Origin of the sequence: Gimesia aquarii (assembly GCF_007748195.1) — a bacterium.
Taxonomy (GTDB): Bacteria; Planctomycetota; Planctomycetia; order Planctomycetales; family Planctomycetaceae; genus Gimesia; species Gimesia aquarii.
The window spans coordinates 1,219,678-1,233,954 of sequence record NZ_CP037920.1; the positions used below are offsets into that span (position 1 = coordinate 1,219,678).

Consider the following 14,277-nt stretch of genomic DNA (forward strand, 5'->3'; position numbering starts at 1 on the left):
GGATGCTGTTTCAATAGCAATTCTATCAGTCCTGCCAATTATACAGTTTATGATCCCACTTGATTTTGTGGTTTCGCTGGTTGACTAAGGAAGCAGGAAGCGGATTAAAAGCGGAACTGATAAGCCTGCTTTTCTGCGTCAGTGCCAAGAGCCTCAAGCATTTCAATTTCTGCCCGTTTCATTGTGATATAGTCTGTGATCAGGCTTTTGCCAATTCCTGCCTGTAAAACGTCATCCTGAGCCAATGCATCTAATGCTGATGCCAGATCTGCAGGGTAGCCTGTTATACCGCGGGATTGTTGTTCTTGTTTTGAAAGCAAAGCGGGATCGGTTAATACTGGTTCGCCTGGATCGGCTGCTTTCTCAATGCCATCCAGGCCTGCACAGATCAGGCCAGATAACGCTAGATATGGGTTACAGGTGGGGTCTGAGGGTTTATATTCTAGATTGACCGTAGCTGCTTCGTGTCCTTTAAAACCAGAGGCAGCACGCACCGTCGCCTCACGATTGTCGGGACCCCAGCAAATATAACTCGAACTCCAGCAACGTTCTACAAAACGCTTATAAGAGTTTGTCGTCGGTGCCGTAAATGCCATCAATGCAGGGAGATGGTCAAGGATACCTGCCATGAAATGGCGGGCTGTTTGAGAGAGACAATAATCTCCGTCAGCATCGTAAAATAAGTTTCGCTGACATTGAGGATCCCAGAGACTGAAATGAATATGACAACCATTTCCTGCTGAGTCTGGCGATGCTTTTGGCATGAACGACACACGGCAGTCGTTTGCTGACGCTGTCCCACGTACTGTTTCTTTAAACACAACTTGTTGATCAGCGGCCTGTAAACCAATCTGGTGACGTACTGGAATTTCATGCTGTCCGTGGCCTGCTTCCGGATAGTATTTTTCAACCATGACGCCCTGTTTTTCGAGCGCAGAGATCATTGGTAGAATGTAGGAACTGGCCAGATCCATGGCAGCCGAACTGAAACAATTTAACTGGTCCAGCGGTTCCCATAACTGGTCCACTTTTTTGAGTATGGTAAATTCATTTTCAAATGCAGCGCGAATGATCATGCCTTTCTCAGCTAGTTTCGCAAGAAATGACTTTAATAGACTACGCGGACAAAGTTCCCAAGGCTGGCCGTCAATGGTTTCGATATCCGAAAGCATACGGGCATGTCCGGAGAGATATGGTAACACTTGAAATGTAGAGAGATCAGGCCGAATACGAACTTCTCCCACCGGCTGAAATTTACTTGTTTGTGGTAAATGATCAAAGACATTTACCGAAGCTTGTGCCTGAGTCAGCCCTAGACCTGACTCTAAAATTTCATCAAGATTGCCGGGGCGAAATGCTTTCCCACGTGAGATCCCATCCGGGCCAACATAAATGGCACGTATCAGTTCGATGTTCTCTGCTTTTAACTGTTTCTCTATCGTTTCGCGGTGCATCGGGTTCTCTTCTGATAATAATATCGGTATATAATTTTCTGTGAAAAGAGTTATCTCATAACGACAACACTCTTCTTGATTTGATTATGGCAGGCGATGCAGGTCATCGTAAGATGAAGATAACTGAGAGAAGCACCATCAATATTTTTGTTCTGAGCATTCTTTAATAACTGTTTTGCTGCATTACGGAATTCTGCACTTTGCTGTGCAAAGATCGGCCCTTCTACGACTTGCCAATCAGTTGCATTGCTCATGGCGATCATTTTTTTAGTTCCTTTCTTGATAAGACTGAAATCCTCTGTAACTAGTCCTTCCAGGACGTCTTTAGAACTATCTAACTTCGCTTGCATGAATTTAGAAACGTTTTCTTGTGTTGGATTCTTCTTAGCTTTAGGCTTCTGGGATGGCTCCGATTTTTCTACGGCAAATATTGGAGTAGAATGGTCTATTCGGCTCCCTGTCAGCACTATTAAAACTCCACAGAACACAATCAGCGTCAAGTTTTTCATCATTGGCTCCTCAAACTATATCTTAAAAATTGGACGATCGTTTTTAATTCTTAATTTCAGTGACTCTCGATTTGTTCCTTATCAGGCTAGGGGATCACTGGTCAAGACTCCTCAGACGTTTCATCAATTACCGGATCTTTTGGGGGTGTACGAACAATTGTGAGTAACAGTGCAGCTGACTCCAGGCTTTCGACAGCATGGGGCTCGGCATGGGGCAGATATAAAAACTGTCCGGGGGTGAGTTTATGGGTTTCCCCCAGACATTGAAAAAGGACGCGTCCCTCAAGACATTGAACAATTAAGATTCCAGGTGCGATGTGGTTTGGTAGTGATTTGCCAGACTTCAAAATCAAACGAATGATTTCCAGGTGATCTGTTTTCACCAGCGTCGTGGTCTTCGTTGATTCCAACTCAGAACCGAGCGGCTCTACACTTACCACTTCACCTGCCCTTGCATGTGACAGAGCCATAATGTCAATCCTTCTGTGAAAATAACGCGTGCATCAGTGTCTTTATTTTAAGACTCTGCAGTAAGACATGAAAGGCTTGGTTGAGTCTTGTTTTATTTGAATGACGTACTTATTACACATCTGACAGTCATAGGCGAATGCTGACTTTCATATTATAACCAGTAATTCATTCTTAACTTTCTTTTATTTGCTGTATTCCAGTTTCTAAAATGCGTTGCGCTTCGAGCCCAAATCTGGGGTTACAGAGTAACCAGGGTTCTTCGCCTGTTCGGATGCAATTTGCGAAATGTTCGGTGGCCGTTTGCAGATAAAGCAATGGACATTGGACTTTGATTTCTTCTCCCGCTGGTTGTTCATCGGTTGCTAACATTAAAGGCCCTTTTTTTTGCGGCTCAACCATCAACGTTCCTTTAGTGCCATAAATGGCTGTTGTGTAAGCAGTCAGTGTTCCTATTTGTGACCATGAGCCTTCTGCCGTCGCGATAGCTTTTGGATATTGCATGACGATCATGGCATTATCTTCGACACCTAGAGGTTCTGGTCGATATTGCCCGGCAATACCAGTGATCGATTCCGGCACGCCTAGTAAAACACTAGCGAGAACACAGCCATAGCAACAGTAATCCATCATGGCGCCCGCTCCATTTAATTCCGGATTAAACAGCCAGTCACAGAAGTAATCGCTACAGCCCAGCTCTTTAGGGCCGGCATGCGCAGCACGATACTTGACCTGCCAGATGTCTCCAATGTCTCCTGCCTTAGCCATTGTGATCGCGTGTTGCATTTGTGGCCACCAGGCAAAGGGCCAATTCACCATCAGGCAGACATTCTCTTCGTTGGCAGCTGTCAACAAGGCTTCTGCCTGTGAGAGATTCGCCGCCATGGGCTTTTCAATCATCACAGCCAGTCCATGCTCGATGGCCAAAAGTGCAAGCTGTGCTCCTTCATGATTACTGCTGAAAATATAAACGCCATCCAATTCGTGGTTTGCAAATAGCTCCTCAGGGGAAGCATAAGTCGGGCAGTCATATTCGGCATGGATCCGATCACGTAGTTCTTGATTCCTGTCAAAAGCAGCAATCAGTGTGGCATTTTCGGAATGTTGTAATTGCGGCAAATGGTCCCAGGCATGATCGTGAATCAGACCCAGGATACCGATACGTAATGGTTGATTTTTCATGGTTTTGCTCTATCGATTAGAGAAGCCTCATTGATTTATGTCTCGCTACGTTCAGCCGCATAAAATGATTTAAAGTTTTTTTTGATAGTGTTTACTTCTTCATCCGAATAAGTTTGAGTTTGGGAATGTCCCCATACAGGAGCGGGCCAATAGGGATCATTGTGTTTCCTGCCGATGATATGCACATGTAATTGACTGACGACATTGCCCAGAGCTGCAATATTCATTTTGTCAGGGAGAAATGACTGTTGAATAAATCGAGATACCAGATTGATTTCTTTCAGAATTGCGGTTTGCTGATCAAAGGGTAAATTCGTTAGCTCAATTTCATCACAATGAGGTACTAAGATAAACCAGCTTACCAGCGAATTATTCATCAACAGAAGCGTTGATTCTTCAATCTCATATAGAAGGTGACAGTCTGCCTGTAAGCGATCATCGAGTTTCATGTTTGAGTCCGATTAACGAATAAAAGAAAATGAGTTCTCATCCCGCTCGATTGATCAAAAAAGTTGCCATCTGATCGAAGAACGATTTCAGTATTTCAGCTGCCTCTGTTGGTAAGTCGACTTCAAGCATAGCTTGATTCATTAATTCGATCCACCGATCCCGGGCACTTTGGTCTATGGCAAAGGGAGCGTGTCGCATTCGCAATGCAGGGTGCCCGCGCTCTTCGAGATAGCGTTGTGGACCTCCCAATCGATAAACCAGAAATTCCTTCAATCGATATTCTGCTCCTGAGAAGTCATCGGCAGGATACATGGGTCTCAGGATGTCATCCGATTTTACTCTGGAATAAAACGCAGCGATCAGTCGTTGCAGTTGATCTTCACCTAAGTGCTCATAAAGTTCTTCTACACTCATTTGACTCATTTTTATTGTACTTTACTCAGGCTAGCTCATTGTATTCGCAGACGAATGTGACATGGTATTTGAATTCTAATAAACAGTCATTCGTATCAGTATAATGGAGGTTTTCCTAAATTACGCCGAATGACTGCCCATTGTCCGGCATGCATCATCCAATGAGTGGCCTCTCCAGCAAAGACGCAACCAATGGTTGGTCCCAGATAGCGAACTGTTTCAGGTGATGGATTTTGCAATTCTTCATCACTGAGGCCAGAAAGGACATTCAACGTTCCCTGACGTTGCTCCTGTATCAGTTGAATGTATTCTGCTTTTGAATGAAAATCAGCGGGATTGTCACTGGCTGCCGTTTCTGTGGTGTACCGTTCTTTAAATCCAGAAGGGAGTTCCGGCATAGTACCTGGATAAACCGCGGTTACATGAAAATGCTCGCTATGAATCAAGTGTCCCAGTTGCCAGGCGAGATGATTCATCTTCTCAGCAGGGCGGACAAAGAGATCGTCATTCGTTAGATCTTCGAGATAACCATTAACGATAAATGTGGGAAGCTCCAAAGATGCTTTGATATGCAACGCCAGACTCATCAGAATCCCTTCAGGAATTAAATTTTCGGGATAACATTTTTTACGGGACAGGTTACTTTCGTTGCCTATACCGCAATGCTCAATTAAAAATTTCCACGGGTTGCTTACGGGGAGCCCAGAGTGCCTCTGCATATTTGACACGGCATGTTTGACCACGATATCGGGCTAATGTTTCTTTGCCCTGTAAGGCTCCATGGGCCTGTGTGGGATCATAGTCAACGTTCCTCTGCAAAGCCATATAACGGCCGAGCCATTCCATTGATTTATTCCAGTAATCTGTCACATCGACAAACGTGTCTGGTTCAAAACCAACCGTATGCCCCGGGCCATTATCATAATGATAAATCGTGCGTGGGTTTTTGAACCGATCTTGATTGAGCACTCGCCCTCCATGATTGAGAGCAATTTTACTAAGCTGAGATGCTACAGTATGATCGTGATGGTGATCGTATTCCCACATTTGCAGGGCAATGTCCGGTTTGATCTCGTGAACAGCGGCAGCCACTTTTTGCTTGGTTTTTTCGTTTGTATCATATTGATGGGATGCGAAATCAAGAAATCGGGTTTCAACACCAAAATTATGAGCAATACTGATCACAGATTTTCTAAATGCCTCTTCGCGCCCTTTAGTGGGAGGCCAGTTGCTGTAGTTGCCAATCAGAATGAGTTGGACCACTCGATAGTTTTTCGCAACTGCTTTTAACATGACCCCAGGCACACCATACACGCAATCATCAAAATGAGCACCAATTGCCAGTAATGTCTTTTGATCAGCCATAGTAGAATTTCTCTTAAGAAGTAGGAACGATATCACAAATTTTTTACAGGAAAAATATTTAGATTCTCCCTTTACTGATGATAATCAGCTTATATGCAGACTGCTATCAATAATGCATGATTTGCAATAAAGAGAGGCTCAAAAAAGAAGGTAAGGAGGTGGGGAAGGTAAATAAAAAACCAACCAAACCTGTACGTATTGGTTTGGTTGGCGTTATATGGTCTGAGCAGTATTATTGAGAATTATGCCAACTCGGCTCTCTTCTGTGAACTGGTAATGAAAAATTCCAGGTATTCAGATTGAGCGATGATAAGATTATAAAATTCTTCTGCAGCTTCGAGGTTCTTTGCTTCAATGATGTCTTTGACGACTTCACATAGTGTTTCGGCTGGCGTACAAATATCGATCGGAGCGGCCTCTGAAAGTTCTCCTAACGTTGTTCGTAAAGTTTCCGAGAATACTGTTTTGAGTTCTTCTCGATCGCGAGATTTATAAATTACGCCCGTAATTCCCAGCTTTTTGGCAAGTTCCAGCCTTTCGACGAGTCGAGTTTGTGATTTATCGGCAGGTTGTAGAGTGGTCATGACAAAAAACATAGGTGCTTCCAATTGACCATCATCTGTGTAGTGTTCTTGTTTTTGAACCTTAAGGAATAAGTCGAGTCCATCAAGTTCTCTCATCACTAACTCAGAGAAAACAATTCTGATTTCGCTGTCTTGTTCCAAAATGGTCAATGCTTCAAACCCAGATGAGGCACACACAACTTCATAACCAAGCTCTTCTAGGAGCCGGGTATGTACATAGCATGTGTATCCAACTTCATCAACAACAAGGACTCTCATATGCCTCCTTTTCGAAAGTAGGTAACTTCAATAATTATCATTCACTTTAGAACGGAATGGTTTCTAATGGTCACTGACAAACTGTTACAAATATAAAAAAAGCCCGTTCCTCAAAATGAGAAGCGAGCGTTAAATTATCGAATGTAGATTCTGCTACAGTGAAAATTTCAGCAGTTCGAAAAATGATTCCTAATGTGTGTGAATTTTTATTCATGATGTGTCTCTGAAAAAAGTATAACACACTTTTATTCAGAGTTTGAAATATTTCAACAAAGCAGATTTATTTGTTGTCACGTATCAACATGAGATATGTGCTATTTCCCAAAATGTTTGTAGATCTAAAGCAACAACTTGAGATGAAATAGTAGGTAAATGTGAAAAATTTGCTTCTAATCAACAACTTAACGCCCTTGTACAAAATGATGCAAAAAAGAAACGACTCTGTATTTTTCGAGTATGATTTCGTAAAAGAAATTTCCGTTGAAGTTATTCAGGCGGAAGATGTTACATTGTCTGGACTTTGCATGTAATGCTGATTACGATTGTATCGGGGTTCCGTTTGTCTCAAATCAAAAGCTTTTTTGTAAGTAAAATCAATTAAGTAAGTATCAGTAAAGGATGAGTTATGAGTGAGGTCACGAGACGTAGTTTTCTTCAAACCAGTGCTGGTGCTGTTGCGGCCACTTCATTACTGAATAATACAGCCCGGGCTGACATCAATGGGAAAATTCGTGTAGCTGTATTAGGAGTGAACGGCCGCGGTAGAACGCATATCAAGGCTGTCGGCAATATTGAAGGTGCTGACGTTGTGTTGCTCTGTGATCCGGATAAACAAGTTCTCGAAAAACGTGCTGCCGAATTTGAGAAGAAGTATGGTCGCAAGGTCGAAACTGAGACCGATATGCGTAAAGTATTTGACCGGGATGACATTGATGTTGTTACAGTAGCTACTCCAAATCACTGGCATTCATTGGCGACGATTTGGGCATGCCAGGCTGGAAAAGATGTTTATGTTGAAAAACCAGGTTCACACAATTTATTCGAAGGTCGCAAAATGATGGAAGCGGCTGATAAGTATAAACGCATTGTGCAACACGGCGTACAACTTCGCAGCCAACCTGCAATTCAGGAAGCAGTCGAGCATCTTCGCAAAGGGACCATTGGTAAAGTTTATATGGCTCGTGGTCTCGTCTTCCGCTGGCGTCCTTCAATCGGAAAAAAGCCTGTTGAAAAAGTACCCTCCTATCTCGATTGGAACCTTTGGCAGGGACCTGCTCAGGAAACTGACTTTTCACGGCGTCTGGTGCACTATAATTGGCACTGGACCTGGGATTACGGCAATGGTGACGTAGGCAACCAGGGGGTTCACGAGACTGATATGTGCCTCTGGGGCTTGGATGTCAAACTACCTTCGCAAATTAACGCCATGGGAGGTAAGTTCCTGTGGGATGACGATAAAGAGACACCGGAACTTCTTACAACGAACTATTTTTATCCTGAAGAAAACAGAATGATTCAGTTTGAAGTACGTCCCTGGAATACGAATACCGAAGACGGAGCGACTGTGGGTAACATATTCTACGGATCGGAGGGTTATATGGTTGTTAAGGGATATAAATCTTATGAGACCTATCTGGGACGAAAACGGGAACCCGGGCCGAAGAAGAGCGGAGCTGATCCCGTCGAAGCACACTTCACCAATTTCCTGGATGCTGTCCGATCACGGAAGGCTGAGACTTTGAATGGCCCTGTCGAAACAGCTCATACCAGTTCCGGCCTTGCTCATTTGGGTAACATTGCCTTTCGTCTGGGACGCCAACTGAACTTCGATCCCAAAACAGAACAGTTTGTAGACGATCCAGAAGCAGACAAATATTTAACTCGCCAGTATCGTAAGCCATTCGTGGTTCCCAACGAAGTCTAAGCGATTGTGGTACGATCTATCGAATGAGATCAAAAAGACAAAAAGAGCATCGGAATGAATTTCCGGTGCTCTTTTTCTTGATACTTCAAAAAAAGGCTGACCCACAGTGATGCAGGTCAGCCCCGTTCAAATTTCGTTAGGATCGAGGTGATCCTCACGAGTGGTGGTTGTCTATGACAACCCGCCAGAAGTCGCTAAGTACAACCACCTTTCTGGCTACAACAATAACTGTCCACTCAATCACCTCCTTTTCTTAGATAAACTCCCTGTTTCATCATCGGTTTGTAGCTCCAATCTTGAATACAGGCTCTAGTCCTATCGCACTGCGTGGGTGCGATACATGATCTATCCCTATTTTTGCAAATCCCAAATTTGAGGCAATACCTTTTTAGTTCGAATCAGCTGAAATCCAGAGGGCCAGCAATAATCAAAAATCGTAACTTATTATAGAGATGTAGGATAAGACTTTAGTGAGTCCCTCAATTTTTATAGGCAATCGTAGTGTTTTCTATCAGGTTTCAGATTTGACCTGATTTCTTGTGTACTGAAATTGTCATAAATAAAACATCGTGTATTCAGTGACTACTGATCCTCGGGAGCCATATGCGGTTCGAAAATGGTACGCCCGGCTTTTTCTGCCTGCTTCACGGCTGAAACCGCTTCTTCGTATAAAGCCTGCTGACAGCGAACACGTTTTTTATCTTTGCCTGGACTGATGCGCTCGTAAACTCCATCCCCATTTAATACCCGACCTTTGGCATTGTCGGCAAAATAGCTGTTCAAAATTTTCACCAACTTTCGCTGACTTTTTTCTTCCTCAATCGGCACCAGCAATTCGACCCGCCGATCTAAATTCCGGGGCATCCAATCGGCACTGGAGATCAAAACTCGTTCATCACCACCATGATAAAAATACAGAATCCGGGCATGCTCCAGGAACCGATCGATAATACTGACGACTTCAATATTTTTGCTTAACTTGGAGACACCAGGGCGCAGACAGCAGATCCCACGAATATTTAGTTTGATTTTAACTCCGGCTTCTGAAGCTTGATACAATGCATCAATAATTTCTGGATCCACTAGTGAATTGACTTTTGCTATAATTCTTGCCTTCTGCCCTTGTTTCTTGCGTTCTGTTTCATGGTGGATCAGGTCAAGAATTTTGTCTCTCAAACCGATGGGGGCTGCTTCCAGTTTTTGATATTTCTGTGGCAGAGAATATCCTGTGATCGAATTAAAGAAGTTAATTGCATCAGATGCTAAAACTTCGTCACAGGTGAAGTAACTGATATCGCTATAAATTTTCGCAGTCGCATCGTTATAGTTGCCTGTGCCAAAATGGATATAACGCTGAATTCCTTGCGGTTCACGGCGGATAATGCAGCAGATCTTCGCATGTGTTTTAAGTCCTTTTACACCATAAATGACTTGTACTCCGGCATGCTCCAGATTCTTGGCCCATTCAATATTTCGTGCTTCATCAAAACGGGCTTTTAGTTCAACAATAGCGGTCACATGTTTGCCTTGCTCAGCCGCACGTATCAATGCCGCTACGATCGGGCTGTGTTTACTGGTTCGATAGAGAATCTGTTTGATGGCCAACACATCTGGATCAACGGCAGCTTCTTCAATCAGTCTGACGATTGGCTCAAAGCTTTCGTAAGGATGGCATAGCAAGATATCCTGCCGTGAAATATTCTTGAACATGCTGAGACGAGGGTTCACATCTGGAGAAGGTTGAGGTGGCCAGGCTTGATCTTTCTGTGCCTCAAATCCGGAGATGTCCGTCAGTCTCATAAAAGCGGTCAGATCCAGGGGCCCGGGGATGCGGTAGACATTCTCATCAAGTACATTCAAACCCCGTTCCAAAAATTCCAGAGTCTCTACAGAAACGTTTTCAGCGACTTCCAGACGGATACAATCTCCCTGCTTTCGCTGATCCAGCATATCTTCCATCTGGTGTAACAGATCAGAGGCAAATTCATCTTGCAGGCTGACATCTGCGTTTTTTGTGACACGAAAGGGAATACTCTCCAGAACGTGCTCACCCTGAAAATACTGTTCAATAAATAGACTGACTGCGTCTTCCATAGGTAAATATTGATATCCACCCTCGGAAGGGAGCGTAATAAATCGAAACTCTGTTCTACCAAAAGGAATGATGGCAAATCGATTTTGCTTGTTCTCACTATTTTCAGCCGGTGCCAGGCGAACAATAATATTCAGCGTATGATTTACCAGATAAGGAAACTCCATTTCTGGCGTCACTGCCATAGGGGTGAGCACGGGATAAATTTCATCTCGAAAGACATGTTCGACAATTCGCCGTTGTGAGTCAGTTAATTCCAGAGGATTAGCTCTTTGAAATCCGGCTTCCGAGAGAGGTGGCTCAATTTCATTCAATAAACATTGATACTGCTCAACCATCATGTGATGAGCGCGTAAACTGATCGCTTTCAGAGTTTCACTGGGAGTCATTCCTGATGGATCAGGAGTTGTGTTACCACTTGCCTGCAATAAATGGAGACCACCCACGCGGACCATAAAAAATTCGTCGAGGTTCGAACTGGTAATCGCCAGAAATTTTAACCGTTCCAGTAAAGGGATTGAGGGATCATGGGCTTCATCCAGCACTCGTTGATTAAATTCAAGCCAGCTTAATTCCCGGTTAAGATATTTTGATGCTTTAGAAGCCATGTGCAACCTGTTGAAAAATCGAGTTGTAGATTTGCATTTTACGACTAAGCAGCCGCGAGAAACATTTCGTCTATTTCTTCTTCCTCAAGTGGACTTTGAGTCCAAAAACTTCTTCAAATAATGGGCCTTTTTCCACTAATGCAATTTGTTCCAGAGAAACATCTTCAACGTGCGGTATAGAAATAATCAACTGTCCTTCTACGATTTCACATTCAATTTCCTGGACGCGTTGACTATAAGAGTAATCCAGTGCGTCGGCTACCCGCAAGATTGCAGCCATTTTTGCGATCGCTATCCGGCTGACTCGATCTAAGGTCGAATATCCTGGATGAGTCGCTTTAGGGGAAGCACGCCGATGATAGCGGGCGATTAATGAGACGAGTAACAAATCTGACTTTCCCAAACCAAACAAATTACCGTTACTGATTAAATACATCGAGTGTTTATGGTAGCCACGTTGGTCTACATACATTCCAATCTCATGCAGTAGAGCGGCTGTATAAAGTAAAAGCCGATTTCTCAAATCAAGCTTATGCTCATTCTGTAGTGATTGGAAAAGAGTATCAGCCAAAAAAGCAACGTGTCGGGCATGTGTTTCATCAAAGTCAAAGCGTTTGCCAAAGTCTACCGTCGAACGAATCACTTGTCTGTTAAATTCGTCCGACCAGTTATTTTGATCTGCCATTTCTTTCAAAAGGCCATCACGAAAATTGGCTTTTGTTACATAAATATGTTTCAGTTGATAAGCTTCTGCCAGTTTTGTATATGCTAATAACGCAGGTCCCAGTGTTTCTGCATCTGTAAATGAAAGATGGTAATTTTGAACCAACTGGTCTTCATCTTTTTGTAAAATTTTGTTTGTGAACTTACTTAGTTCAGAAACTTTGAGCCGATCTAGTTCATCGGCTGAATCATTGGGGTCAGGAATTTCGTCTTCCGGCCGTAATTGCGATAGTGCAAATCGAACATCACCGCCAAGCACCACGAGTTTGATCGATTTATCACCAGGGACTTCATGAACAATTTGTTCGATCACACGCTCAATCTGATTCTCCATAATCGTACGTTCTTTGGACAAGGGTACTCGATACCCTTTCAACATCTCGCGCAGTCGTAGTGCTCCGAGTCGATAATTTTTGGAGAACAGTACGTCTCCATGTTGGACCAGTAAAAGTTCGGTTGTTCCTCCCCCGATTTCGGTAACGATGGTTCGCGCTTCGTCCAAATTAGGTTTTGCGGTCAGGTAAGGTCGAATTCCCTGGTAGGTAATCCGGTTCACTTCAGCTTCATCCAGAGGTGCGACTTCAAAACCGGTCGCGATAAAAATTCGGTCGGTAAATGCAAGTCGATTGTCGGCTTCCCGAACGGCACTCGTAGCGACAACACGAATTTGATCATCGCGAGTAATCTGATATTCGTCCAATCTGCGTCGATAGCTCTTGAGAATTCGTACACACTCTTCCATTGTCGATTTTTGAATATTACGAGTCTGAAAGGTGTCTTCACCCAGTGTTACTGCTTGAGAAAGCCTCTCCAGTGTGTTGACGTTGCCGTCTTCTTTAATTTCTGCGATTGCCATGCGAATGGCACCCGTACCGATATCGATCACAGCAATCAATCGATTGGGAGCCGAATCTGGACGATTAGAACCGGCAGTCGTTTCGGCGAGTGGTGAATCTTTTGTGTTCATACTTTCGTTTCAATTCTCAACGATGGAGATTCTTGAATCACTTTTTGTGCCCAGGCCGCGGCTCCCAAGACAGTGGAGTCATCCCCTAATTGGGCGGCTACGACTTTAAACGAATCTTTAAATGTTGGCATCACGTTCTCACGAGTGGCTTCAGCGACTGCTGGTACTATCAGATCCGGCATGGCTTCGATCAATCCCCCTCCCAGAACAATTACTTCAGGCGAGAATGTATGCACCATATTCCCGGCAGCGATTCCGATATATTTTGCTGCACGTAAAATAATTTTTTTAACGCTTTCATCTCCTCCCTGAACTGCAGCAGCCAGGATTCCACTCCTGATATCAGAGAGATCGGTTCCTGCCAGCTCACGTAACTTAGGTGCATCACCGCGATAAGCAGCCTGTGCCGCACCTGCTGATATTGCCAGACGACTGGCAAACACTTCCAGACATCCATGCTGACCGCAGCCACATTCGGGGCCACTGGGTAAAACTTTAGTATGGCCAATTTCCATGCAGGAGCTTTTACTCCCCTGGACCAGTTGACCACGATAAACGGCCCCTCCTCCGATCCCCGTTCCGGGGAAGATACCCATTGAAGAAGTAGAATCTTTGGCCGCTCCAAAACGGTATTCACCGAAAACACCAGCATCGACATCGTTGCAAATGACAACGGGACAACCAAACTCTTTTTCCAGTACTTCTTTGACGGGAGCATCATACCAACCCAAATTAGGGGCTTCGAAGATAACCCCTTTTTTTAAATCCAGTGGACCCGGGCAGCCCACGCCAATACCCGCCAACATGTCAGGCGTTAGATTGGCTTCTTCCAGAGCCTGATGGATTGTTTGCGCTATACGCTCCAAGCCAGATTCCACGCCTGAATGACCTTTGGTCTTTCTCCGTTTTCTGCCCAAAGTTTGGTATTCAGAATCGAAGATTTTTGCGAGCATTTTGGTCCCGCCCAAATCAAAACCAGCCCAATGTTGTTTTACGGTGTCAATTGAATCAGTAGACATGTATTACTTTTTCTATGTTAAGGATTTTGTCTTCACTCGAATCAAATTAACGACATGGCTTTGTTCGTGTGTATGATGTGTCTTCGAGCTACCTCTAGTATACAGTAAAGCTCATATGTCGTGTATTCTGATGAATTTAGAACTTAATAAACAAATCCGGACTACAGTTTTTTATATTAGTCCCAATAATGAAGATTTGTATTGGAAATTGTCATGTAGAAAATCGTATTCTCTAATAATTCAGCTCTTTCGGTAGTTTA

The 14,277-nt window shown here is 43.8% G+C and carries 13 protein-coding genes; 1 reads left to right on the forward strand and 12 read right to left on the reverse strand.

Features of this window, described 5'->3' with window-relative positions; genetic code table 11:
• Positions 1 to 104 precede the first annotated feature (104 nt).
• The 9 genes from V144x_RS05040 to V144x_RS05080 all read right to left on the reverse strand — a co-directional run bounded on the left by V144x_RS05040 (position 105) and on the right by V144x_RS05080 (position 6,684).
• Complete coding sequence (locus tag V144x_RS05040) at positions 105 to 1,454, reverse strand: glutamine synthetase family protein (RefSeq protein WP_144982317.1); 1,350 nt, start codon at positions 1,452 to 1,454, stop codon at positions 105 to 107.
• A gap of 50 nt (positions 1,455 to 1,504) precedes the next feature.
• A complete protein-coding gene (locus V144x_RS05045; protein ID WP_232102715.1) occupies positions 1,505 to 1,963 on the reverse strand; it encodes a hypothetical protein in 459 nt (152 codons plus the stop codon).
• Positions 1,964 to 2,064: 101 nt separating this feature from the next.
• The gene (locus V144x_RS05050) at positions 2,065 to 2,433 is read right to left on the reverse strand and encodes a cupin domain-containing protein (RefSeq protein ID WP_144982320.1); all 369 of its coding nucleotides are present in this window, start codon (positions 2,431 to 2,433) and stop codon (positions 2,065 to 2,067) included.
• Between the two features lie 172 nt (positions 2,434 to 2,605).
• Entirely contained in the window at positions 2,606 to 3,613 is a 1,008-nt protein-coding gene (locus tag V144x_RS05055; RefSeq protein WP_144982323.1) for a Gfo/Idh/MocA family protein, read from the reverse strand.
• 35 nt (positions 3,614 to 3,648) lie between these two features.
• Complete coding sequence (locus tag V144x_RS05060; protein WP_144982326.1) at positions 3,649 to 4,062, reverse strand: HIT domain-containing protein; 414 nt, start codon at positions 4,060 to 4,062, stop codon at positions 3,649 to 3,651.
• A gap of 37 nt (positions 4,063 to 4,099) precedes the next feature.
• Positions 4,100 to 4,486 carry a globin domain-containing protein gene (locus V144x_RS05065; protein ID WP_144982328.1) on the reverse strand — a complete coding sequence of 129 codons (387 nt, stop codon included), beginning with the start codon at positions 4,484 to 4,486 and terminating at the stop codon, positions 4,100 to 4,102.
• A gap of 86 nt (positions 4,487 to 4,572) precedes the next feature.
• Positions 4,573 to 5,064 (reverse strand): DinB family protein, encoded by a 492-nt coding sequence (locus V144x_RS05070; protein WP_197998763.1) that lies wholly within the window; start codon positions 5,062 to 5,064, stop codon positions 4,573 to 4,575.
• A gap of 79 nt (positions 5,065 to 5,143) precedes the next feature.
• Positions 5,144 to 5,842 (reverse strand): PIG-L deacetylase family protein, encoded by a 699-nt coding sequence (locus V144x_RS05075; RefSeq protein WP_144982333.1) that lies wholly within the window; start codon positions 5,840 to 5,842, stop codon positions 5,144 to 5,146.
• A gap of 242 nt (positions 5,843 to 6,084) precedes the next feature.
• Positions 6,085 to 6,684: a response regulator gene (locus tag V144x_RS05080; RefSeq protein ID WP_144982336.1), complete on the reverse strand. Its 600-nt coding sequence runs from the start codon at positions 6,682 to 6,684 to the stop codon at positions 6,085 to 6,087.
• A gap of 625 nt (positions 6,685 to 7,309) precedes the next feature.
• Here V144x_RS05080 and V144x_RS05085 point away from each other — a divergent pair.
• Positions 7,310 to 8,608: a Gfo/Idh/MocA family protein gene (locus tag V144x_RS05085; protein WP_144982339.1), complete on the forward strand. Its 1,299-nt coding sequence runs from the start codon at positions 7,310 to 7,312 to the stop codon at positions 8,606 to 8,608.
• 582 nt (positions 8,609 to 9,190) lie between these two features.
• On the opposite strand, the gene ppk1 is transcribed toward V144x_RS05085, so the two are convergent.
• The 3 genes from ppk1 to V144x_RS05100 all read right to left on the reverse strand — a co-directional run bounded on the left by ppk1 (position 9,191) and on the right by V144x_RS05100 (position 14,017).
• Positions 9,191 to 11,308, reverse strand: coding sequence for a polyphosphate kinase 1 (ppk1, locus tag V144x_RS05090; protein WP_144982342.1), 2,118 nt, complete (start codon positions 11,306 to 11,308; stop codon positions 9,191 to 9,193).
• A 70-nt stretch (positions 11,309 to 11,378) separates the two neighbouring features.
• Positions 11,379 to 12,998, reverse strand: a complete 1,620-nt coding sequence (locus tag V144x_RS05095) for a Ppx/GppA phosphatase family protein (RefSeq protein ID WP_144982345.1) — start codon at positions 12,996 to 12,998, stop codon at positions 11,379 to 11,381.
• On the reverse strand, positions 12,995 to 14,017 hold the full coding sequence (locus tag V144x_RS05100; protein ID WP_144982348.1) for an ROK family protein: 1,023 nt from the start codon (positions 14,015 to 14,017) through the stop codon (positions 12,995 to 12,997). The genes V144x_RS05095 and V144x_RS05100 overlap by 4 nt, the downstream gene beginning before the upstream one ends.
• Between the last annotated feature and the right edge of the window lie 260 nt (positions 14,018 to 14,277).

What these genes read in the sequence shown, in the direction of transcription:
- V144x_RS05045 (WP_232102715.1), bottom strand. Translation starts at nt 1,963, where the DNA reads ATGAAAAACTTGACGCTGATTGTGTTCTGTGGAGTTTTAATAGTGCTG.
- V144x_RS05060 (WP_144982326.1), bottom strand. Translation starts at nt 4,062, where the DNA reads ATGAAACTCGATGATCGCTTACAGGCAGACTGTCACCTTCTATATGAG.
- V144x_RS05040 (WP_144982317.1), bottom strand. Translation starts at nt 1,454, where the DNA reads ATGCACCGCGAAACGATAGAGAAACAGTTAAAAGCAGAGAACATCGAA.
- V144x_RS05070 (WP_197998763.1), bottom strand. Translation starts at nt 5,064, where the DNA reads ATGAGTCTGGCGTTGCATATCAAAGCATCTTTGGAGCTTCCCACATTT.
- V144x_RS05065 (WP_144982328.1), bottom strand. Translation starts at nt 4,486, where the DNA reads ATGAGTCAAATGAGTGTAGAAGAACTTTATGAGCACTTAGGTGAAGAT.
- ppk1 (WP_144982342.1), bottom strand. Translation starts at nt 11,308, where the DNA reads ATGGCTTCTAAAGCATCAAAATATCTTAACCGGGAATTAAGCTGGCTT.
- V144x_RS05095 (WP_144982345.1), bottom strand. Translation starts at nt 12,998, where the DNA reads ATGAACACAAAAGATTCACCACTCGCCGAAACGACTGCCGGTTCTAAT.
- V144x_RS05050 (WP_144982320.1), bottom strand. Translation starts at nt 2,433, where the DNA reads ATGGCTCTGTCACATGCAAGGGCAGGTGAAGTGGTAAGTGTAGAGCCG.
- V144x_RS05085 (WP_144982339.1), top strand. Translation starts at nt 7,310, where the DNA reads ATGAGTGAGGTCACGAGACGTAGTTTTCTTCAAACCAGTGCTGGTGCT.
- V144x_RS05080 (WP_144982336.1), bottom strand. Translation starts at nt 6,684, where the DNA reads ATGAGAGTCCTTGTTGTTGATGAAGTTGGATACACATGCTATGTACAT.
- V144x_RS05075 (WP_144982333.1), bottom strand. Translation starts at nt 5,842, where the DNA reads ATGGCTGATCAAAAGACATTACTGGCAATTGGTGCTCATTTTGATGAT.
- V144x_RS05055 (WP_144982323.1), bottom strand. Translation starts at nt 3,613, where the DNA reads ATGAAAAATCAACCATTACGTATCGGTATCCTGGGTCTGATTCACGAT.
- V144x_RS05100 (WP_144982348.1), bottom strand. Translation starts at nt 14,017, where the DNA reads ATGTCTACTGATTCAATTGACACCGTAAAACAACATTGGGCTGGTTTT.